The sequence below is a fragment of the Corynebacterium hylobatis genome, from assembly GCF_003955685.1.
GTDB classification, from domain to species: domain Bacteria; phylum Actinomycetota; class Actinomycetes; order Mycobacteriales; family Mycobacteriaceae; genus Corynebacterium; species Corynebacterium hylobatis.
The window spans coordinates 186950-206683 of the sequence record NZ_RXHJ01000005.1 but is presented as its reverse complement, the minus strand read 5'-3'; the positions used below and the strand labels follow the sequence as shown (position 1 = coordinate 206683).

Here is a 19734-nt window from a genome sequence, read left to right as displayed (position 1 = left end):
CGGGGGTGAAAACAATCGAAAGTTTGACACCTATCGGGGTGGGATTGGTTGAGCTGAGGGTCCGGGGTGAGCAACCTCACAGTACCCTGAGAGTTGGGGCTCCGTCGTTGCATTATCCGAGGGCTCTGGGGAAAGAGGCGTGGCAGGCGGGTGGTTTGGTTCCCGGTCCATGCCGTAATCATGAGGCAAGGCTCGCCTCAGTAGTCATTGGGCTGGGGTGCGGGGGTCATCGGAAGGGCTGGTCAGGTTGTTCGAAAGTGGTCCCGACCGGTGGGGCCACCGTAAAGTATGAGCGACACTGGAGGTGCCATGACTGTTAAAAACGCAGACCGTGACGCAATCGCTCACGGCGTTATCACTGAGAAGCCGCTGCGCGAGCGGCCGTCCTACCCGACCTGGGCCATCAAACTGGTGATGGCCATCACCGGCCTGATCTTCGGACTGTACGTCCTGGTTCACATGGTCGGTAACCTGAAGATCTACATGCCCGACCATAACGGGATCGCCGCCATCAACGAGTACGGCGAGTTCCTCCGTACCGTCGGCGCCCCGATCTTCCCCCGCGAGTCCATCGTGTGGATCCTGCGTATTACGCTGCTGGTGGCGGTGGTCCTGCATGTTCACGGTGCCTTCGCCCTGAACGCACGCTCCCGCGTCTCCCGCGGCAAGTTCAACCGCACCAATCTGATGGGTGGCCTGGACTCCTTCTCCACCCGTTCGATGCTGATCACCGGCATCATCCTGCTGCTGTTCATCATCTTCCACCTTCTCGACCTGACCATCGGCGTCGCTCCGGCAGCCCCGGAGACCTTCGCTCACGGCGAGGTCTACGCGAACCTGATCGCCAGCTTCTCCCGCTGGCCTGTCGCGATCTTCTACATCCTCGCCATGGTTGTCCTGTTCCTGCACCTGTCCCACGGCATCTGGCTCGCCGTGTCCGACCTGGGCATCACCGGTAGGCGCTGGCGCAAGATTCTCCTCGTCGTCGCCTACCTGGTGCCGGCGATCGTCGTGATCGGCAACATCGTGATGCCGCTGTCCATCGCACTGGGCTGGCTCAGCTAGGTCCTGAAGGGAAGTTCTGAAAAATATGAGCAACACCGAGACTGCCTCTCACTCCGAGTTCAAGCACCCGGCCTCCATCGTCGAGGGTGTCATTCCGGGCACCGTCCTCGACAACGCTGAGCCGCAGGGCGTACCGACCAAGGACATGTGGGAGTACCAGAAGGAGCACATGAACCTTGTGTCTCCGCTGAACCGCCGCAAGTTCAAGATCCTCGTCGTCGGCACCGGCCTGTCCGGCGGCGCCGCCGCAGCCGCCCTCGGCGAGCTGGGTTATGACGTCAAGGTCTTCACCTACCACGACGCCCCGCGTCGTGCGCACTCCATCGCCGCACAGGGTGGAGTGAACTCCGCCCGCGGCAAGAAGGTCGACAACGACGGCGCATACCGCCACGTCAAGGACACCGTCAAGGGCGGCGACTACCGTGGCCGCGAGTCCGACTGCTGGCGTCTTGCCATCGAGTCCGCCCGCGTCATCGACCACATGAACGCCATCGGCGCTCCCTTCGCCCGTGAGTACGGCGGCACCCTGGCCACCCGTTCCTTCGGTGGTGTGCAGGTCTCCCGTACCTACTACACCCGTGGCCAGACGGGCCAGCAGCTCCAGCTGTCCACCGCATCTGCGCTCACCCGCCAGATCGGCCTGGGCAACGTGGAGATCTTCACCCACGCCGACCTGGTCGACCTCATCGTCACCAACAAGGACGGCAAGAAGCGTTGCGAGGGCATCGTCACCCGCAACCTCATCACCGGTGAGCTGTCCGCCCACACCGGCCACGCTGTCCTGCTGGCCACCGGTGGTTACGGCAACGTGTACCACATGTCCACCCTGGCCAAGAACTCCAACGCAGGCGCCCTCATGCGCGCATACGAGCAGGGTGCGTACTTCGCCTCCCCGGCCTTCATCCAGTTCCACCCGACCGGCCTGCCGGTCAACGCTACCTGGCAGTCGAAGACCATCCTGATGTCCGAGTCGCTGCGTAACGACGGCCGTATCTGGTCCCCGAAGAACCCGAAGGACGACCGCGACCCGAACTCCATCCCGGAGGAGGAGCGCGACTACTTCCTGGAGCGCCGCTACCCGGCCTTCGGCAACCTGGTCCCGCGTGACGTCGCCTCCCGTGCGATCTCCCAGCAGATCAACGCCGGTCTGGGCGTGGGCCCGCTGTACAACTCCGCATTCCTGGACTTCCGTGACGCCATCGAGCGCCTCGGCCAGGACACCATCCGCGAGCGTTACTCCAACCTCTTCGAGATGTACGAGGACGCCATCGGTGAGGACCCCTATGCCTCCCCGATGCGTATCGCCCCGACCTGCCACTTCACCATGGGTGGCCTGTGGACCGACTTCAACGAGATGACCTCCCTCGACGGCCTGTTCGCCGCCGGTGAGGCCTCCTGGACCTACCACGGTGCGAACCGTCTGGGCGCCAACTCGCTGCTGTCGGCATCGGTCGACGGCTGGTTCACCCTGCCGTTCACCATCCCGAACTACCTGGCGGACTACCTGGGCGAGGATGCGCTGGCGACGGACTCCCCGGAGGCCGCCGAGGCTGTCGAGCGTGCCCAGGCACGCATCGACCGCCTGCTCAACATCAAGGGCCCGAACCCGCGCGGTGCCGACCACTACCACCGCCAGCTCGGCGAGCTGCTGTACTTCGCCTGCGGTGTGTCCCGTAACGTCAAGGATCTGCAGGACGCCATCGTCAAGATCCGCGAGATCCGCGAGGACTTCTGGACCAATGTCCAGATCCCGGGTGAGCAGAACTACATGAACCAGGCCCTCGAGTACGCCGCACGCGTGGCTGACTACATCGACCTGGGCGAGCTCATGTGTGTCGATGCCCTCGACCGCGACGAGTCCTGTGGTGCGCACTTCCGTGACGACCACCTCTCCGAGGACGGCGAGGCCGAGCGCGACGATGAGAACTGGTGCTTCGTCTCCGCATGGGAGCCGGCCGGTGAGGGCAAGTTCATCCGCCACGCCGACCCGCTCGTCTTCGAATCGATCCCGCTGCAGACAAGGAACTACAAGTAATGAAGCTGACACTTGAGATCTGGCGTCAGGCCGGACCGACCCAGGAGGGCAAGTTCGAGACCGTCCAGGTCCCGGACGCTGTCCCGCAGATGTCGATCCTGGAGCTCCTCGATCACGTCAACAACCGCCTGATCGAGGAGAACAAGGAACCCTACATGTTCGCCTCGGACTGCCGTGAGGGCATCTGCGGCACCTGTGGTCTGACAGTCAACGGCCGTCCGCATGGCCCGGGTCAGAACACCCCGGCCTGCCAGCAGCGTCTGGTCGGTTACAACGAGGGCGACGTCATCAAGCTGGAGCCGATGCGCTCCGCCGCTTTCCCGGTCATCAAGGACATGGTCGTCGACCGTTCCTCCCTGGAGCGCGTCATGCAGAAGGGCGGCTACGTCTCCATCAACGCCGGTACCGCCCCGGATGCTGACACCCTGCACATGAACCATGAGGTCGCCGAGCTCGCTCTCGACCACGCGGCCTGCATCGGCTGTGGTGCCTGTGTGGCAGCCTGTCCGAACGGTGCCGCGCACCTGTTCACCGGCGCGAAGCTGGTCCATCTCTCCCTCATGCCGCTGGGCAAGGAAGAGCGTGGCAAGCGTGCCCGCCAGATGGTTGACGAGCTGGAGACCAACTTCGGTCACTGCTCCCTCTACGGTGAGTGCGCCGACGTCTGCCCGGCGGGTATCCCGCTGACTGCCGTCGCCGCCGTCACCAAGGAGCGGGCGCGTGCCGCCTTCCGCGGCAAGGACGACTAAACTCGGTGTTGAACCGAGTATCGAGAGACGAAAGCGAGTAAAGGCTATGGCTTCCACCAATTACGCGGTCGCCGATCAGGCATCCGAGTCCTTCCCGGACTATGCACCCAAGCTGCACCATTCCTACATCGAGGGATACGAGCCCAACTCCCTGGGCGCGCCGCACTCCTCCCTGGAGCGCTCCTCCACCTGGATCGGTATGGGTCTGCTGCTCGGACCGGCCCTGGCCGGCGTCGGCATCATGATCTGGATCGCCGCCACCTGGGTCTGGGGTCCGGGCGTGGGTCCGGCGGGTTATAATCTCCCGCTGCTCTTCGGCATCGGAGTGGCCGTTGCCGTGGTGTTCGCGGTCGCCGGCTTCGGCCTCATCTTCTGGGGTCGCCGCTACTACCGTGAGTACCGCAAAACCACTGGTCGCGTGAACTAGTCCGCACCGCTGACGTCTTTCGGCGACCAGCTCCGCCCCCTCCTGACCTGTGCAGGCAGGGGGCGGAGCTTTTTCGTACCCTGGGTCCCGTGCGCCGAAACATCATCATCGTGCTGATCACCCTGATCACCCTGCTGACCTCGTTCAGCCTGTTCCAGTACGCCCTGGAACTGCTGTGAGACCGCGGGCGTCCATAATGGAGGGCATGGGAAGACACAGCGAGACAGCGCTTATCAACGCCCGGCAGATGCCCGGCCCCGGCCCGGAGGTCGAGGCGGAGCGTCGACGCGCGCTGCGCCGCCACAAGGCCTTCGTCACCGGCCTGCTGGTCGTCGCAGCGGTCATCTTCCTGGCATGTAGTTGGTGGCAGTCGCAGCCGGGCGGGGCCCCTGTGTGGGTCGGTTATGTCCGGGCGGCCGCGGAGGCCGGCATGATCGGTGGTCTGGCGGACTGGTTCGCCGTGACCGCACTGTTCCGCCACCCCCTGCGGATCCCGATCCCGCACACCGCGATCATCCCGAAGAAAAAGGACCAGCTGGGGCAGGCGCTCTCCGGCTTCGTGGGGGAGAACTTCCTCAACGCGGAGCTGATCACGGAGAAGGTCCGGTCGGCGGACATCCCGCAGCGCCTGGGTGCCTGGCTGTCGCAGCCGGACAACGCGGGGAAGGTCTCCCGGGAGGCCGGCCGACTCACAGCGAACGCCATCCGCGCCCTGGACCCTGCGGACGCGGAGGCGGTGATCCAGTCGCAGCTGATCGACAAGTTGGCGGAGCCGCACTGGGGTCCGCCGGCGGGCCGGGTGCTGGCCGGTCTCATCGAGGACGGTCGCACCGAGCCGGTGGTCCAGGAGGTGGTCACGTGGGCGCACCGCAAGGTGCAGGGCATGGAGGACACCGTCGTGGAGCTCATCGACGAGCGGATGCCCACCTGGGCCCCGCAGTTCGCGAAGCAGCTGGTGGGTGCGAAGGTGTACAAGGAACTGGTGGGCTTCACCGCCGCAGTCGCCAACGACCCCTCGCATGAGGCCCGCAATACGATCCGCCGTTTCCTCGCCGACCTCGCGGATGATCTGCAGCACGATCCGACGATGATCGCCCGGGTGGAGGGGATCAAACAGGATCTCATGGGTTCGACCCCCGTCCGTGGAGCGGCCGCGACCATCTGGGCGAACGCCTCCGCCTCCCTGGTCGACGCCGCCACCGACGAGACCTCCCTGCTGCGCACGAAGATCACCGAGCTGTGCCTGACGTGGGGCAGCAACATCCAGACGGACGGGGAACTGCGTGCCAGCCTGGAACGCCGGATCACTGGTGGCGCGGCCTTCCTGGCAGACAACTATGCCGGCGAGGTCACCGCCATCATCTCGGAGACCGTCGAGCGCTGGGACGCCGCGGAGGCCAGCGACAAGATCGAGCTGATGGTGGGTAAGGACCTGCAGTTCATCCGCCTCAACGGCACGATTGTCGGTGCACTTGCGGGACTTCTTATTTACACTGTGAATCACCTGCTCTTCGGAGCGTGACGCTGACTCTTCAGGAGGGAAGCCCCACCATGACCACCCCGAACGACAACACCACCCCCGACCACGAGCAGAACCGCTCCATGCTGGACAATCTGCGGGAGCCGTTCCAGGCCTGGCTCTCCGCAGGATCGCGTCTGGGGGACGTGGTCTCTGACTTCGCCGGCCGGTTCCGGGAGGACCGGGAGAAGGCCGGGTTCAGCTCCGGGGCGCACGCACAGCCCAGCCCGGTGACGGAGGAGGACTCCACCACCGACCGCTTCAAGGCCGCCGCCCAGGAGGCGCGGGAGGGACTGTCCGCGGCGAAGAACACCGAGGACTACAAGCGGGTCTCCGCGGTCTTTGCGGGTCACGCCGAGGAGATCATCCGGGATCTGGCCGGCTCGGCACGTCGTGCCGCCGACCAGACGAAGGATTCCGAATCAGCGGAGGACGCCCGCAACGCCTTCGACCGGGCCGTCGCCGCGGTGCGCGAGACCTTCGATGAGACCGTCGAGCAGGCCCGCGTCCGCCGCGCGGCCTCCGGTGATGAACAGCACGAGCAGTCCTTCATCGACGAGCTCCGGGGTCGTCTCGACCACCTCATCAGCCGGGCGGGTTCGCTGGCGGGCAGGGAGGAGAAGGAGCGTTTCACCCCGACCGCCCCCTCGACAACCGGTGAGGGTGAGGTGCCGCATATGATTGACGGTGAGGTCATCAGCACCACCGAGGTGCCCACCGACACCGACAAGGACAGCTAGAACTCCCCATGACTCTGATTGCCGGCTACATCATCTTCGAACGTCTGCTGTTCGCCCTGATCGCCCTGACTGGTGTGGTCGGTGCGTTCTTCGCCGTGACCACGCGCGACGACGCCTACCAGGCGGCTGACCGTCAGACGAAGTGGATCTGGGTGGCCATCCTCGTCGGCTCCGCCTTCGTGGTCATCACCCGAGTGCCTTTCCTGTCCTGGGCGGGCATGGTCGCCATCGGCGTGTACTGGTTCGACGTCCGCCCCCACCTGAAATCCCTGATCAGCGGCAGCCACGGCTGGTAGGTGGCCGTGACATCGGATCTGGCGTGGCTCAAGGGCCACGCCTTTCTCATGTGCGTCGGCCCCGGTTTCGGCCCGCAGGATGTGGCCCCCGCGGTGTCCGGGGCGCTGGAGACCGGCCTGGGCGGCATCGTGCTCTCGCCCTCCCATGTGGAGCTGGCCGGTGACACGGAGGGCCTCACGGTGGCCGTGGTGGTGGGTTTCCCCACCGGACGCCACCACAGCCTGGTCAAGGCCGCTGAGGCCCGCCTGGCGGTGCAGCAGGGGGCCACGGAGGTGTGGCTGAGCCCGGACCTGGCCGTGGCGGACAGCAACCGGCTGCTGGCGGAATTCGTGGCCGTGCGGGAGGCGGTGCCGCACCCGGTGACACTCGCCGTCATCCTGGAGTCCTCCGCCCGCACCCCGGAGTCCGTGGCCGCAGTGGCGGGGGCCGCCCGGCTCGCCGGGGTGGACCGCCTGGTCACGGCCGGCGGCTGGCTGGGGAAGGGCACCGGGGCGTCGGTGAGCACGGGCCTGCCGCTGACGGTGACCGGCGCGGAGACACTGGAGGACGTGATCACCGCCCTGGAATCAGGGGCGGACCGCGTGGGTGTCAGCTCTACTGCAGCTGTGGATTCCCCACCTCACTGAGCGGGACATTCTCGCCGCTCACACGCATGCGGGCCCCGCCCTCGATGACGGTGAATTCTTCGATGGTGAAGCCTGCGGCCTGCTCCGCGACCCCCTCCCGGAGGGCGGCGGTGATCATGTCGGTGACCTGGCCGGGCAGGTCGAAGCCGAAGAGGGAGGCACCGGCGGCCACGAAGGTGAGCTGGCCGTCCACGGGGGTGGGGGAGAGGTTGAGCTCGGCCATCCCGTTGTTGAACTGGATGTTGAGGGTACCGGCCGCGACATCGGAGGTGACACCGGTGAGCTGGAGCAGCCCGCCGGCGTTCTCCTCCGCCATGGACTGCTGGATCACGGCCAGCAGGTACTCGTCGGGCACCTCGGTGGTGGCGACCATGCGGCCGGCCACGGGGTTGTCGGGGTCGGAGATGAGCAGGTCGTTCAGGACGACGTGGGTCCCGGGCTGGCCGATGATCTCCTGACCGGTGACCTGCAGGGTGGAGGGCGTGGTCACCTCCACCTCCGGGATGGTGCCCCGGGGGGCGGAGAGGATCAGCGGTGTGGCACCGAATGCGATGGTGGGGTCCTCCGTCAGCTCCACTCCCTCCCGGGTGGCCTGCTCCCGGAATTCAGTGCGCAGTTCGTTGCCCATGAACCACCGCAGGCCGAATTCGGCGACGAGCAGCAGGACGAGGAGGGCCACGAGCAGACCGACGATGAATTTCCAGATGGCCGAGGAGGCCGAGCGCGCAGATGCCATGTGTGCCAGTGTCCCGTAGATCAGGTGCCCGGGGCAACCGCTTCCCAGGGGATGGTCAGGATGTTGTCACGCAGGTTCCGGCGAACGGATTCAATGGGCCAGCCTTCGGCGATGAGCTCGGCGCGCGCGTTACGCCAGCGCACCCGCGGACCGTAGGGCTCCCAGCCGGCGGCCCGGTTCCAGGCGTCGTCGGCGGCACTGAGCAGCTCATGGATGCGTTCACCGGGGGTGTTGCGGTGGATGAGGATCTTCGGCAGCCGTTCCGCCAGATCGGAGGGGGTGGCCACATCGAAGGGGTCCCAGGCGAGGGTGAGGGAGACGGGGCCGTCCGCGTCGAGAAGCAGCCAGGCGGCGCGGCGACCGATTTCATCGCAGGTGCCCTCGATGAACAGGCCACCGGGAGCCAACCGCCGCAACACCGACTCCCAGGCCTTCTCCACCTGGTCGACGTCGTACTGGCGCAGCACGTTGAAGGCGCGCACCAGATGGGGGTGATGTCCGGCGAGCTCGAAACCGCCGAGTTCGAAACGCACCCCGCCCTGCGGCGGCAGGACCCGCCCGGGGTCGATCTCCAGGCCGACGACCTCGAGGTCGGGGCGGATGGTGCGCAGCCGGGCGGCCCATTCCACGGTGGTGGTGTGGGAGGCGCCGTAGCCGACGTCGACGGCGAGAGGGCCACCGGGAGACACGGGGGCGTCGGTGAGCAGCCGGCGGACGCGCGGATGGTGCACCGTCCAGCGGTCGGAACGGCGCAACCGGTTGAAGCCGGTGGTGCCGCGGGTGATGACGCCGAAAGGCCGACCACGGCCCTCCTCCGCGCGGACATTATGTGCGCGGAGGTTGGGAGTGTGGTCGGCCATGAGATCAAGCAGTGGGAATCGGGGGACGCCTAGGCGTTCTCGGAGATCCAGCGCTCGGTGAGCTCACCCTCGGTGTTGAACAGGTCGCCGAGTGCGTCGGCGACCTTCGGCTCGATGGCCGGCCCCATGAACGGGATGTTCACGGAGACCTCGTTGTTGTAGGTCAGGGTGGTGGTGGCGTCGTCGCCGCTGAGGTTGATCTCGCCCTGGAAGTCGACGGGGGTGCCCTTGACATCGGCGGTGTAGGAGATGTGGGAGGCGTTGTCGGTGAGCGGGCCGACGGTGACGACGCGCTTGACCTTCAGCGCCTGGGAGATCATCGCGCGGACGGCCTCGGGGAGGATGTCCAGCGGCAGGACCTCGAAGAGGGTGACCACGGCGCCACCCTCGGTCGCCTCGAAGGAGTTGACCTCGCCTGGCTCGGGGGAGAGGTGCTGTGCGATGAATGCCCAGTAGTCGGCGTTGGTCAGCGCGGCGTGGACCTTCTCGGCCGGCTGGTTGATGGTTACGGTGTTCTCACTGCGGGATGCCATGACCAACAGACTACCGTTGAGCACGTGACCGATTCATCTCTGACCCCGGACATCCGCAAGTGTCTCACCCGAATCGCGGATGTGAGCCTCGATGAGGACACCACGTTCGCCGGGCTGACCACCCTCCACCTGGGGGGACGCCCCCTCCTCGCGGTGCGGTGCGGCACCACCGAAGCCGTGGCTGAGGTCGTGCAGCTTCTCGACGCCGCCGCCATCCCCCTCCTCATCGTCGGCGGCGGCTCCAACCTCGTTGTCGCCGACGGGGACCTCGGGCTGGTGGCCGTGATCCTGGAGAACGACGCCCTCGAGCTGGACACCGGCAGCGGTCTGGTCCGCGTCGGGGCGGGCGCGGTATGGGATGACGTCGTGGCCGCCACGGTTGCGGCCGGTCTGGGTGGTATCGAGTGTCTGTCCGGCATCCCCGGTTCCGCCGGTGCCACCCCGGTGCAGAATGTCGGGGCCTACGGGGCGGAGATCTCGGAGGTGCTCACCCGTGTGCTGCTGCTGGAGCGCGCCACCGGCGAGGTCTCCTGGGTGGACGCTGATTCCCTGGAGCTGGCCTACCGCCGGTCGAATCTGAAGTTCACCGGCCGGGGTGTGGTCCTGGAACTGGAGATGCAGCTGAACCCGGACGGACAGTCGGCGCCGCTGCGCTTCGGGGAGCTCTCCCGCAGCCTGGGGGCTACCGCAGCCGGGGAGCGGCGTCCGGTGGCGCAGGTCCGCGAGGCGGTCCTGGCGCTGCGCCGGGGCAAGGGGATGGTGCTCGAGGAGAGCGACCACGACACCTGGTCCGCGGGCTCTTTCTTCACCAACCCGGTGGTGGAGGTGGCGGTGGCTGATGCCGTACAGGCGGCGGTGCGTGCGGAGCGCGGCGGTGAGGACGCCGACCGGATGCCGCGCTTCCCGGCGGGGGAGGGGCAGGTCAAGCTGTCCGCCGCGTGGTTGATCGACCGGACCGGCTTCCACCGTGGCTATCCGGCGGAGGGGGCGCCGGTGCGCCTGTCGACGAAACACACCCTCGCCCTGACCAACCGCGGTAGCGCAGTCACCGCAGACCTGGTGGCCCTGGCCCGGGAGGTCCGGGACGGGGTCCGCGATCGTTTCGGGGTGACCCTCGTCCCGGAGCCGGTGTGGATCGGGGTGTCCATCGACTGAGGGGCGAGCGGATCAGGCCAGGGAGAGGAACATCTTCTCCAGCTTCTTCTCGTCATAGGCGTCCGGTTCGTCGGTGAAGCACTTCTTCATGCCGGTGGCCACGACGAGGTACCCGGCCCGGTCGATGGCCTTGGCCACGGCGGCCAGCTGGGTGACCGCCTCCTCGCACTCATGGCCCTCCTCGAGCATCCGGATGACGGCGTTGAGCTGTCCTGCGGCGCGCTTGAGCCGGGTGGTGGCGGGCTTGGCTTCCTCAGGGGTGAGCTTCATGCCGTTCCTCTCCTCGGTTATCAGTTCAGGGGTCAAAGCTGGTGCAACCACTCTAACCCTGATCGTGCGGGGCATATTCCCAGGTCATGAAACCACCGTCGAGGTTGGCTGCTTCAACGCCATGGTGCTCCAGCAGCGTGACGGCGACATGGCCGCGCAGGCCGACGCGGCAGAAGACCAGCGCACGGTTGCCGCGGAGCTCCTCAACCCGTTCCCGCATCTCATCGACCGGAATGTTGACGGCACCGGGGATGGTGCTCTTCGCGAACTCGCCCGGGGTGCGCACGTCGATGAGCGTCCAGCCATCGGCGACCGTCTCCTCGAGCTCGTGCCACTGCACGGTGCGCTCGCCGGCGACCATGTTGTCGTTGACGTAGCCGAGGAAGTTGACCGGGTCCTTCGCGGAACCGAACTGCGGCGCATAGGCCAGCTCGAGGTCCGCCAGGTCGGTGGCGTTCAGCCCGCCGCGCATGGCGGTGGCGATGACGTCGATGCGCTTGTCCACACCCGCCATGCCCACCCCCTGCGCACCCAGGATCGCGTCAGTGTCGGCGTCCACCACCAGCTTGAGGTGCAGGGTCTCGGCGCCGGGGTAGTAGCCGGCGTGGTCGGCCGGATGGACGTGGATGACCCGGATGTTCTTCCCGGCGGCCCGTGCGCGTCGCTCGTTCCAGCCGACCGAGGCGGCGGCCAGGCCGAAGAGACCGACGATGGCGGTGCCCAGGGTGGTGGTACGGCGCACGTCGCGGCCGGTGATGACGTCCGCGACCAACCGACCGTGACGGTTGGCGGTCTGCGCCAGGGGGACGAGGGTGTCCTCTCCGGAGACGGCGTCGGCCTTCTCCGCGGCGTCGCCGAGGGCGAAGATCGCCGGGTCCGAGGTGCGCTGCTGTTCATCCACCTTGATGCCGCCGTGTTCGCCGACCTCAAGGCCGGCCTCGGCGGCCAGTTCGCTGGCGGGGCGCACACCGATGGAGGCGATGACGAGGTCAGCGGGGATGGTGCGGCCGTCGGTGAGCTCGAGGGTGTCGTCGGCGATGGTCTCCGTGTCCGCGCCGGTGAGGACCTGTACACCGTGCCCGGCGAGATGCTTCTCGACGATCGCGGCCATCTCCTCATCCAGCGGCGCCATGATCTGCGGGGCACGCTCGATGATGGTGACCTCAAGGTCGCGGTGGCGCAGGTTCTCGGCCATCTCCAGGCCGATGAAGCCGCCGCCGATGATCGCGACGGACTTCACCTCCGGGGTCAGTGCGGCGTTGATCACGTCGACGTCCTCGACGGTGCGCAGGTGCAGGGCTCGTTCGATACCGGGGATCGGCGGGATGACCGGGGTTGCACCGGGGGAGAGGACCAGGTGGTCGTAGGCGATCGTCTCGCCGGTGTCGGTGGTGACGGTCTTCGCGGCCCGGTCGATGGCGGTGGCGCGCGTGTTCACGCGGACGTCCAGGTTGAAGCGGGCCCTCAGGGATTCGGGTGTCTGCAGGAGCAGGGACTGTCGCTCCGGGATGACGCCGGAGACATGGTAGGGCAGGCCGCAGTTGGCGAAGGAGACGTGGCCGGAGGCCTCGAGGACGATGATCTCCATCTCTTCGTCGCGGCGGCGCAGCCGGGCTGCGGTGGACATGCCGCCGGCGACGCCGCCGACGATGACGGTGGTGGTCATGGTGGGCACCTTCCTATCGTGCGGAGTGGTCGCAGGTGCACCACTGGTCGGCAGCGATCTGGGCACGGACCTGGTCGACGTGTTCACCGCAACCGGACCAGGTGGTCTTGCTGCAGGCGGGGCAGGGGGTGGGACGGCACATGCTGTTCTCCTGGGGTGGGGTTGGGACGCTGATGTCGCTAGAATACCCCCAGGGGTATATTAAAAAGCAAGTTCGGGTCTCTGTGGGGGTCGGGGAACGGCGGAGCGGGGGATTGCACACCAGGTCACCTTGAGGCGTCAACCCGGAGGGCGTGAACAGCGGCGTAGGGTTGGGCCGGACGGTGAGATTTTCAGGCCCGCCCCCGCCGCAGTCCGGTCAGCGATCAAGCAGGCGCAGCAGGTCCTCCTGCACCTCGCGGCGGCGGATCTTGCCCAGCTGATCTCGGGCAAGCTCCTCGAAATGGTAGAAGGTGCGCGGGACCTTGTAGCGGGTGAGACGCTCGCGGGCGAAGTCCTTCAGTCCCTCCGGATCAAGGGCGGCGCCCTCGCGCAGGGTCACGCAGGCCACGACATCCTCGGAGCCGTCCTCGCGTGGACGGCCCACCACCGCCAGGTCGACGATGTCCGGGTGGGCGCGCATCGCCTCCTCCACCTCCGCCGGGTAGACGTTGAAGCCGCCGGTGATGATGACCTCCTTGATGCGGGCCACCAGACGGATGAAACCGTCCTCCTCCATGACGCCGACATCGCCGGTGCGGTACCAGTCTCCGTGGAAGCTGGACTCCGTGGCCTCGGGCTGGTTGAGGTAGCCGGGGAATACCTGCGGCCCGCGGACGAGGATCTCCCCTTCGGTGCCGTCGGGCAGGGTCACGTCGAGGTCCTCCGGGTCGGCGATCCGCACCTCCGTGTCCGGGAAGGGGATGCCGACGTAGCCGGGGCGTCGCTTGCCGTTCATCGGGTTGCCCACGATGACCGGGGAGGTCTCGGTCAGGCCGTAGCCTTCCACGAGGCGGCCGCCGGTGGCACGCTCCCACTTGTCCACGGTTGACACCGGCAGGGTGGCCGCACCGCAGAAGGCGTTGCGGATGCCGGAGATGTCCACGTTGTCCTGCTCGGCAGCTTCGACGATCTTCTCGTAGAGGGTCGGCACACCCGGCAGCCAGGTGGGGGTGTGCTTCTTGATCACGTCCATGATCAGCGGGATCCGGGGTGCGGGCAGCAGTACCATCTCACCGCCGATGTACACCGACAGGGTGCCCACCATCGTCAGTCCGTAGGCGTGGAACATGGGTAGGGCGGCCAGCATCCGTTCGTCCTGCTCGCCGAGGCCGGGTACCCAGCTCTTGCCCTGCAGCAGGTTGGCGAAGAGGTTGCCGTGGGTCAGCTGTGCCCCCTTCGGCGCGCCGGTCGTGCCGGAGGTGTAGAGGATCAGGGCGATGGAGTCCCGGGTCACTGACGGCTCAGAGGCGATGTCCTCGCCCTCGCCGCCGATGGCGGAACCGATGAGCACCTCCCACGGGACCGTGTTCGGGGCCGGGGAGGACAGGGCCTCGCGCTGTTCGCGGATCTTCTTCACCGGCAGTTTGAGGGCCATCTGTTTGACCTTGGGCATTGCCTCGATCATGTTGACCGAGATGATGGTCTCCAGAGAAGTGGAGCCGCGAAGTTTCTCCAGGGTGGGGGCGGCCTTGTCCCAGGCGATGACCACGCGGGCGCCGTGGTCGGCGAAGGGTCCCGCCAGTTCGTGGGCCGTGTAGAGCGGGTTGTGCTCCACAACGGTCGCCCCCAGCTTGAGTACCGCGTAGAAGGCGGCGATGTGCTGGGGACAGTTCGGCAGGATGATGGCCACCTTGTCACCGGGTCGCACCCCGAATGCACGCAGCCCGGCGGCAGCGCGGCGGACCTGGCGGTCGAGTTCGGCGTAGGTCTGGGTACGACCGAAAAACCAGGTGGCGGACTTCTCGGCATTGATGGCGAGGTTGTTGTCGTAGACGTCGAGCAACGTTGTGTCGTCATAGTCGAGGGAATGGGGTGTCCACTCCGGATAGTGCTGCAGCCATGCCTTGGTCTCAAATGCCGACATCAGTGCGCCTTCCAGTCAGGTTCCGTGGTGACGACCAGTATAACGACGCGCACACCTATCATTGGGGGCATGCGCGTTGCGATGATCTCCATGCACACGTCACCGCTACAACAGCCGGGCTCCGGCGATGCGGGCGGCATGAACGTCTATGTCCTCAACACCGCACGCCATCTGGCCCGGCAGGGGGTGGAGGTGGACATCTTCACCCGGGCCACCCGACCCAGCCAGGGTGAGGTGGTGCAGGTGGAGCCCGGACTACGGGTGGTCAACATCGTCGCCGGGCCCTATGACGGACTGGAGAAGGAGGCCCTGCCCACGCAGCTGGCGGCCTTCGCCGGCGGGCTCGTCCAGTTCCACCGCTGCAATGACGTCGACTACGACCTCATCCACTCCCATTACTGGCTCTCCGGTCAGATCGGCTGGCTGCTGCGGGACCTGTGGGAGTTGCCGCTCGTGCACACCGCCCACACCCTGGCCGCGGTGAAGAACGCTCACCGCAGCGCCGACGACTCCCCGGAATCGGAGGCCCGGCGCATCTGCGAGCAGCAGCTGGTGGACAACGCCGACGTCCTGGTGGTCAACACCCAGGAGGAGACCAATGACCTCATCGACCACTACGACGCCGACCCGGAGGGCATCGTCGTGGTCTCCCCGGGCACCGACACGGAGCTGTTCACCCCCGGCACCGATCGCAACACGGAGCGTTCCCGCCGCCTGCTCGGCATCCCGTTGGACGCGGAGCTGGTGGCTTTCGTCGGCCGGCTGCAGCAGTTCAAGGGGCCACAGGTGCTCATCCAGGCCACCGCTGAACTTGTCCGGCGCAATCCTGAGCGCAAGTTGCGGGTGATCATCTGCGGCGGGGCATCCGGAGCAGCGGCCACCGAGCGGCAGTACCTGGATCTGGCGGAGGAGCTGGGGGTGGCGCGCCGGGTGCGTTTCCTGGATCCGCGTCCACCGGAGGAGCTGGTGACGATCTACCAGGCCGCTGACATTGTCGCGGTGCCCAGCTACAACGAATCTTTCGGACTGGTGGCGATGGAGGCGCAGGCCTGCGGCACGCCGGTCATTGCAGCCCGGGTGGGTGGTCTGCCTGTCGCCGTCTCCGAGGGGGAGACGGGGCTGCTTGTCGACGGCCACGACACCGCCGACTGGGCGGACGCCATCGAGCAGCTCCTCGACGATGACGACACCCGCCTGCGGATGGCGGGCGAGGCGGTCCTGCATGCCGCGAACTATTCCTGGTCGGCCTCCGCCTCCCAGCTGGCCTCGGTGTACGCCGACGCGTTGAGCACCGAGGTCACCGACTGCCTACCCCGCCGGGAGCGTGTCGGCGGCTGAGGGTGTGGACGGGGGTTGTCACCGGCGTGCGATTCCCGGCGGCACCGGTGCGGGCATGGCATATTAGGAGTATGACCAACGGAAAGCTCATTCTTCTTCGCCACGGCCAGAGTCAGTGGAACAAATCGAACCAGTTCACCGGCTGGGTGGACGTCGACCTCACCGAGCAGGGTGTGGCTGAAGCGATCCGCGGTGGCGAGATGCTCAAGGAGGCCGGCATCCTGCCGGAGGTCGTCTACACCTCCCTCCTGCGCCGCGCCATCCGCACCGCCAACATCGCGTTGAACGCCGCCGACCGCCACTGGATCCCCGTCATCCGGGACTGGCGTCTCAACGAGCGCCACTACGGTGCGCTGCAGGGGCTGAACAAGGCGGAGACCAAGGACAAGTACGGCGACGAGCAGTTCATGGCATGGCGCCGCTCCTACGACACCCCGCCGCCGGAGCTGGCCGATGACGCCGAGTACTCCCAGTCCGATGACGTCCGTTACGCGGACCTGGATTCCATTCCGCGCACCGAGTGCCTGCTCGACGTGGTCAAGCGCTTCATCCCGTACTACCAGGAGGAGATCGAGCCGCGCGTGAAGAACGGGGAGACCGTCCTCGTCGCCGCACACGGCAACTCCCTGCGTGCGCTGGTCAAGTACCTAGACAACATCTCCGACGAGGACATCGCCGCGCTGAACATCCCGACCGGCATTCCGCTGGTCTATGAGCTCACCGCCGACGGCTCCGTGGTCAACCCGGGTGGCACCTACCTCGACCCCGAGGCCGCTGCCGCCGGCGCAGCCGCTGTCGCCGCCCAGGGCGGCAAGTAGTCTGTAGCGCGTGTCCCCTGTCCTTGCGTTCCTGTTGGGCGTCGTCGTCACCGGCGTCGCCCTCCCGGCGTTGAACGGGGCGCGTAAGCGGATCATCCGCCACCGTTCCTCAGCGACTCTCGAGGACAACCAGGTCACCACCGTCGGTCAGGTCCTGCACCTGGCCATCCAGGGTTCGCCCACCGGCATCACTGTCCTCGACCAGGGCGGGGATGTGATCCTGTCCAACGCCCGCGCCCACGAGATGGCACTGGTCCACGACCGGTCCGTCAACGATGAGGTGCGCAGGGTCGCGGCGGAGGTGTTCGCGGACAAGGAGACCCGCTCCCTCGACCTGGCGATCCCGAAGCGGCGCACCGGCAACCGGGTCTCGTCGGTACGTGCCCTGATCAAACCCCTCACCCTCGTCGATGACCGTTTCGTCATCGTCTACGGCACCGACGAGAGTGAGAACATCCGCATGGAGTCTGCGCGCCGTGACTTCGTGGCCAACGTCTCCCATGAGCTCAAGACCCCCGTCGGCGGCATGGCCCTGCTGGCGGAGGCGCTCATGGAGTCGGTGGACGACCCCGAGCATGTCGAGTACTTCGGCAAGCGCCTCCACAAGGAGGCCCACCGTATGGCCGACATGATCAACGAGCTGATCTCCCTGTCGAAGCTGCAGGGGGCGGAGCCCCTCCCCGAGATGGAGCCCATCTCTGTCGACGCGGTCATCGACGAGGCCTTCAGCCGTAACCAGGTCGCCGCGGACAACGCCGAGATCACCCTGACCAAGGGTGCCGAATCCGGTGTCCTGGTCATGGGTGATAAATCCCTGCTGGTCACGGCGGTGTCGAACCTCATCTCCAACGCCATCAACTATTCCCCGCAGTCGGTGCCGGTCTCGGTGTCCCAGAAAGTCACCAGCGATGATGTGGTGCTCATCCGCGTCACGGACCGGGGCATCGGCATTTCCCCGGAGGATCAGAAACGGGTCTTCGAACGTTTCTTCCGGGTGGACAAGGCGCGTTCGAGGTCCACCGGCGGTACGGGGCTGGGGTTGGCCATCGTGAAACATGTGGTGGCCAACCACGGGGGTAACATCAAGTTGTGGTCCCGCCCCGGCACCGGGGCCACGTTCACCATCGAACTTCCTATCTATCATCCTGATCCGGCGCCGACGGCGATCCCGCCGGCGGGGCAGGATGAAGAGGCAACGTCCACCGGGCCCCTGCGTCAGGCCGTGTCCCGGGTGGCGACACGTCGAAAGGACAAAGCATCATGACGACCATTCTCATCGTGGAGGACGAGGAGTCCCTCGCGGATCCGTTGGCCTTCCTGCTGCGTAAAGAGGGTTTCGATGTGATCATCGCCGGTGATGGCCCGACCGCGCTCGTGGAGTTCGCGAAGAATGACATTGATATCGTCCTGCTCGACCTCATGCTGCCGGGCATGTCGGGCACGGACGTGTGCAAGCAGCTGCGGACGACCTCATCGGTTCCCGTCATCATGGTCACCGCCCGCGACTCCGAGATCGACAAGGTTGTCGGACTGGAGCTGGGTGCGGACGACTACGTGACCAAGCCCTACTCCTCCCGTGAGCTCATCGCCCGCATCCGGGCGGTCCTGCGCCGTGGGGCAGACAACGACGCGGCAGCCGAGGAAGTCGACGAGCAGGTCCTCGAGGGGGGCCGGGTCCGCATGGACGTGGAGCGCCACACCGTCACCGTCGCCGGGGAGCCGGTGTCCATGCCGCTCAAGGAGTTTGACCTCCTTGAGTACCTGCTGCGCAATGCTGGCCGGGTGCTCACCCGTGGCCAGCTCATCGACCGGATCTGGGGTGCCGACTACGTCGGTGACACCAAGACCCTCGACGTGCACGTCAAGCGTCTGCGCTCCAAGATCGAGGAGGAGCCCTCGCGCCCGAAACAGCTGGTCACCGTCCGGGGTCTGGGCTACAAGTTCGAGGCCTGATCCCGGTTCCGGCTCGCCGGGTGCGGGGCGCTGAGACCGGCGGCGGCGCGGCGTCGGCAGTGGTCGGCGATGACCTCGTATGAGGGCGCGCCCATCAGTGCGGTGAGCTCCTGCTTCATCGACACCCACACCGGGTCCGGGTGGGTGTGGCAGGAGCTGGAACTGGAGCACCACCAGTCGAAGTCCTCACCGCCGTTGCCCCACGCGCGGCGGTCGTATTCGCCGATGGTGGTGCGCAGGATCTCCTGGCCGTCGGTGCGCTCCTCGTAGTCCTCGTGGCGGCGCAGCGGGACCTGCCAGCAGACCTCGGGCTTCTCGACGGTCAGGTCACGGCCCTCCGCCACCGCCCACTGGTGGATGGCGCAACCGGTTCCGGTCGCCCACCCTTCACGGTTGGCGAAGATACAGGCCCCGCCGACGGTCTTCGTCTTCAGGGAGGGCTCGGGGTCACCGTCTTCGTCGTCGAGTTCACCCCACTCCAGCCAGGGTTCGAGCTCGATGGCTTCGCCGCTGGCGAGATGCTCGTCCACCCCCTTTGGGCGGTGCTGCCAGTATTTCGCGGGCATGTCGGCGACGGCGTTGTAGAGCTGGTCCCGGTCGGTCTCATCAGCCAGATAGGCGCCGTGGACGCAGCAGCCGATGTCGGTCTGCTCGGAGTCGATGCCCTGACAGGTATCGGTGCCGAAATGGCAGGTCCAGTGCGATTCGACCCATGTCAGGTCGACGCTGAAGGTGTGTAGCGGATCCTCTGGATTGACGAACTCGAACCACTCTCGGGGGAAATCGGGGGCTTCTTCCCCACCGGACAGAATCTGCTTGCCGGCGGGGGATGACTGCGGGAAACCCAGAAAAACCTGGGAGGAACGTGGGCGATTCACACTT

The 19734-nt window shown here is 66.7% G+C and carries 21 protein-coding genes; 13 read left to right on the top strand and 8 right to left on the bottom strand.

The features are described from left to right. The first annotated feature begins 309 nt into the window (after positions 1-309). The 8 genes from EAH68_RS05160 (at position 310) to EAH68_RS05125 (ending at position 7458) form a co-directional block, all read left to right on the top strand. Positions 310-1065: a succinate dehydrogenase cytochrome b subunit gene (locus EAH68_RS05160; RefSeq protein ID WP_126120253.1), complete on the top strand. Its 756-nt coding sequence runs from the start codon at positions 310-312 to the stop codon at positions 1063-1065. A gap of 25 nt (positions 1066-1090) precedes the next feature. Further along, positions 1091-3100, top strand: coding sequence for a fumarate reductase/succinate dehydrogenase flavoprotein subunit (locus tag EAH68_RS05155; protein WP_126120252.1), 2010 nt, complete (start codon positions 1091-1093; stop codon positions 3098-3100). Then, positions 3100-3849: a succinate dehydrogenase/fumarate reductase iron-sulfur subunit gene (locus EAH68_RS05150; protein WP_126120251.1), complete on the top strand. Its 750-nt coding sequence runs from the start codon at positions 3100-3102 to the stop codon at positions 3847-3849. Before EAH68_RS05155 ends, EAH68_RS05150 begins: the two co-directional genes overlap by 1 nt. Before the next feature lie 46 nt (positions 3850-3895). Beyond that, positions 3896-4276, top strand: coding sequence for a hypothetical protein (locus EAH68_RS05145; RefSeq protein WP_126120250.1), 381 nt, complete (start codon positions 3896-3898; stop codon positions 4274-4276). Between the two features lie 205 nt (positions 4277-4481). Beyond that, entirely contained in the window at positions 4482-5798 is a 1317-nt protein-coding gene (locus EAH68_RS05140; RefSeq protein WP_126120249.1) for a DUF445 domain-containing protein, read from the top strand. Positions 5799-5827: 29 nt separating this feature from the next. After that, positions 5828-6535 carry a CGLAU_01105 family protein gene (locus tag EAH68_RS05135; protein ID WP_126120248.1) on the top strand — a complete coding sequence of 236 codons (708 nt, stop codon included), beginning with the start codon at positions 5828-5830 and terminating at the stop codon, positions 6533-6535. An 8-nt stretch (positions 6536-6543) separates the two neighbouring features. Next, entirely contained in the window at positions 6544-6831 is a 288-nt protein-coding gene (locus EAH68_RS05130; RefSeq protein ID WP_439647610.1) for a DUF2516 family protein, read from the top strand. 6 nt (positions 6832-6837) lie between these two features. After that, positions 6838-7458, top strand: a complete 621-nt coding sequence (locus EAH68_RS05125; RefSeq protein ID WP_126120247.1) for a 2-deoxyribose-5-phosphate aldolase — start codon at positions 6838-6840, stop codon at positions 7456-7458. Here EAH68_RS05125 and EAH68_RS05120 read toward each other — a convergent pair. The 3 genes from EAH68_RS05120 to EAH68_RS05110 are packed head-to-tail and all read right to left on the bottom strand — an operon-like array spanning position 7427 to position 9587. Beyond that, entirely contained in the window at positions 7427-8194 is a 768-nt protein-coding gene (locus EAH68_RS05120; protein ID WP_241228296.1) for an LmeA family phospholipid-binding protein, read from the bottom strand. The two genes, EAH68_RS05125 and EAH68_RS05120, sit on opposite strands and share 32 nt — an antisense overlap. A 20-nt stretch (positions 8195-8214) precedes the next feature. Continuing rightward, positions 8215-9054: a class I SAM-dependent methyltransferase gene (locus EAH68_RS05115; RefSeq protein ID WP_126120246.1), complete on the bottom strand. Its 840-nt coding sequence runs from the start codon at positions 9052-9054 to the stop codon at positions 8215-8217. Between the two features lie 29 nt (positions 9055-9083). Continuing rightward, positions 9084-9587: a DUF2505 domain-containing protein gene (locus EAH68_RS05110; protein ID WP_126120245.1), complete on the bottom strand. Its 504-nt coding sequence runs from the start codon at positions 9585-9587 to the stop codon at positions 9084-9086. Positions 9588-9611: 24 nt separating this feature from the next. Between EAH68_RS05110 and EAH68_RS05105 the strand changes: the two genes are divergently transcribed. Then, the gene (locus EAH68_RS05105; protein WP_126120244.1) at positions 9612-10742 is read left to right on the top strand and encodes a UDP-N-acetylmuramate dehydrogenase; all 1131 of its coding nucleotides are present in this window, start codon (positions 9612-9614) and stop codon (positions 10740-10742) included. A gap of 12 nt (positions 10743-10754) precedes the next feature. Here the strand turns inward: EAH68_RS05105 and EAH68_RS05100 are convergent, their stop codons facing one another. The 4 genes from EAH68_RS05100 to EAH68_RS05090 all read right to left on the bottom strand — a co-directional run bounded on the left by EAH68_RS05100 (position 10755) and on the right by EAH68_RS05090 (position 14743). After that, positions 10755-11012 carry a metal-sensitive transcriptional regulator gene (locus tag EAH68_RS05100; protein WP_126120243.1) on the bottom strand — a complete coding sequence of 86 codons (258 nt, stop codon included), beginning with the start codon at positions 11010-11012 and terminating at the stop codon, positions 10755-10757. A gap of 52 nt (positions 11013-11064) precedes the next feature. Continuing rightward, the gene (locus tag EAH68_RS05095; protein ID WP_126120242.1) at positions 11065-12678 is read right to left on the bottom strand and encodes an FAD-dependent oxidoreductase; all 1614 of its coding nucleotides are present in this window, start codon (positions 12676-12678) and stop codon (positions 11065-11067) included. Positions 12679-12691: 13 nt separating this feature from the next. Continuing rightward, on the bottom strand, positions 12692-12820 hold the full coding sequence (locus EAH68_RS15055) for a DUF8730 family Cys-rich protein (protein WP_277600456.1): 129 nt from the start codon (positions 12818-12820) through the stop codon (positions 12692-12694). Positions 12821-13036: 216 nt separating this feature from the next. Further along, positions 13037-14743, bottom strand: coding sequence for a long-chain-fatty-acid--CoA ligase (locus EAH68_RS05090; protein WP_126120241.1), 1707 nt, complete (start codon positions 14741-14743; stop codon positions 13037-13039). A gap of 69 nt (positions 14744-14812) precedes the next feature. Between EAH68_RS05090 and mshA the strand changes: the two genes are divergently transcribed. From mshA to EAH68_RS05070, 4 genes are all read left to right on the top strand, one after another. Then, positions 14813-16081, top strand: a complete 1269-nt coding sequence (gene mshA, locus EAH68_RS05085) for a D-inositol-3-phosphate glycosyltransferase (protein ID WP_126120240.1) — start codon at positions 14813-14815, stop codon at positions 16079-16081. Between the two features lie 71 nt (positions 16082-16152). Then, the gene (locus EAH68_RS05080) at positions 16153-16899 is read left to right on the top strand and encodes a phosphoglyceromutase (RefSeq protein ID WP_126120239.1); all 747 of its coding nucleotides are present in this window, start codon (positions 16153-16155) and stop codon (positions 16897-16899) included. 10 nt (positions 16900-16909) lie between these two features. After that, positions 16910-18163 carry a sensor histidine kinase gene (locus EAH68_RS05075; protein ID WP_126120238.1) on the top strand — a complete coding sequence of 418 codons (1254 nt, stop codon included), beginning with the start codon at positions 16910-16912 and terminating at the stop codon, positions 18161-18163. Next, on the top strand, positions 18160-18852 hold the full coding sequence (locus tag EAH68_RS05070) for a response regulator transcription factor (RefSeq protein ID WP_126120237.1): 693 nt from the start codon (positions 18160-18162) through the stop codon (positions 18850-18852). The genes EAH68_RS05075 and EAH68_RS05070 overlap by 4 nt, the downstream gene beginning before the upstream one ends. Here the strand turns inward: EAH68_RS05070 and EAH68_RS05065 are convergent. Next, positions 18834-19730, bottom strand: a complete 897-nt coding sequence (locus EAH68_RS05065; protein WP_126120236.1) for a DUF3109 family protein — start codon at positions 19728-19730, stop codon at positions 18834-18836. The two genes, EAH68_RS05070 and EAH68_RS05065, sit on opposite strands and share 19 nt — an antisense overlap. Between the last annotated feature and the right edge of the window lie 4 nt (positions 19731-19734).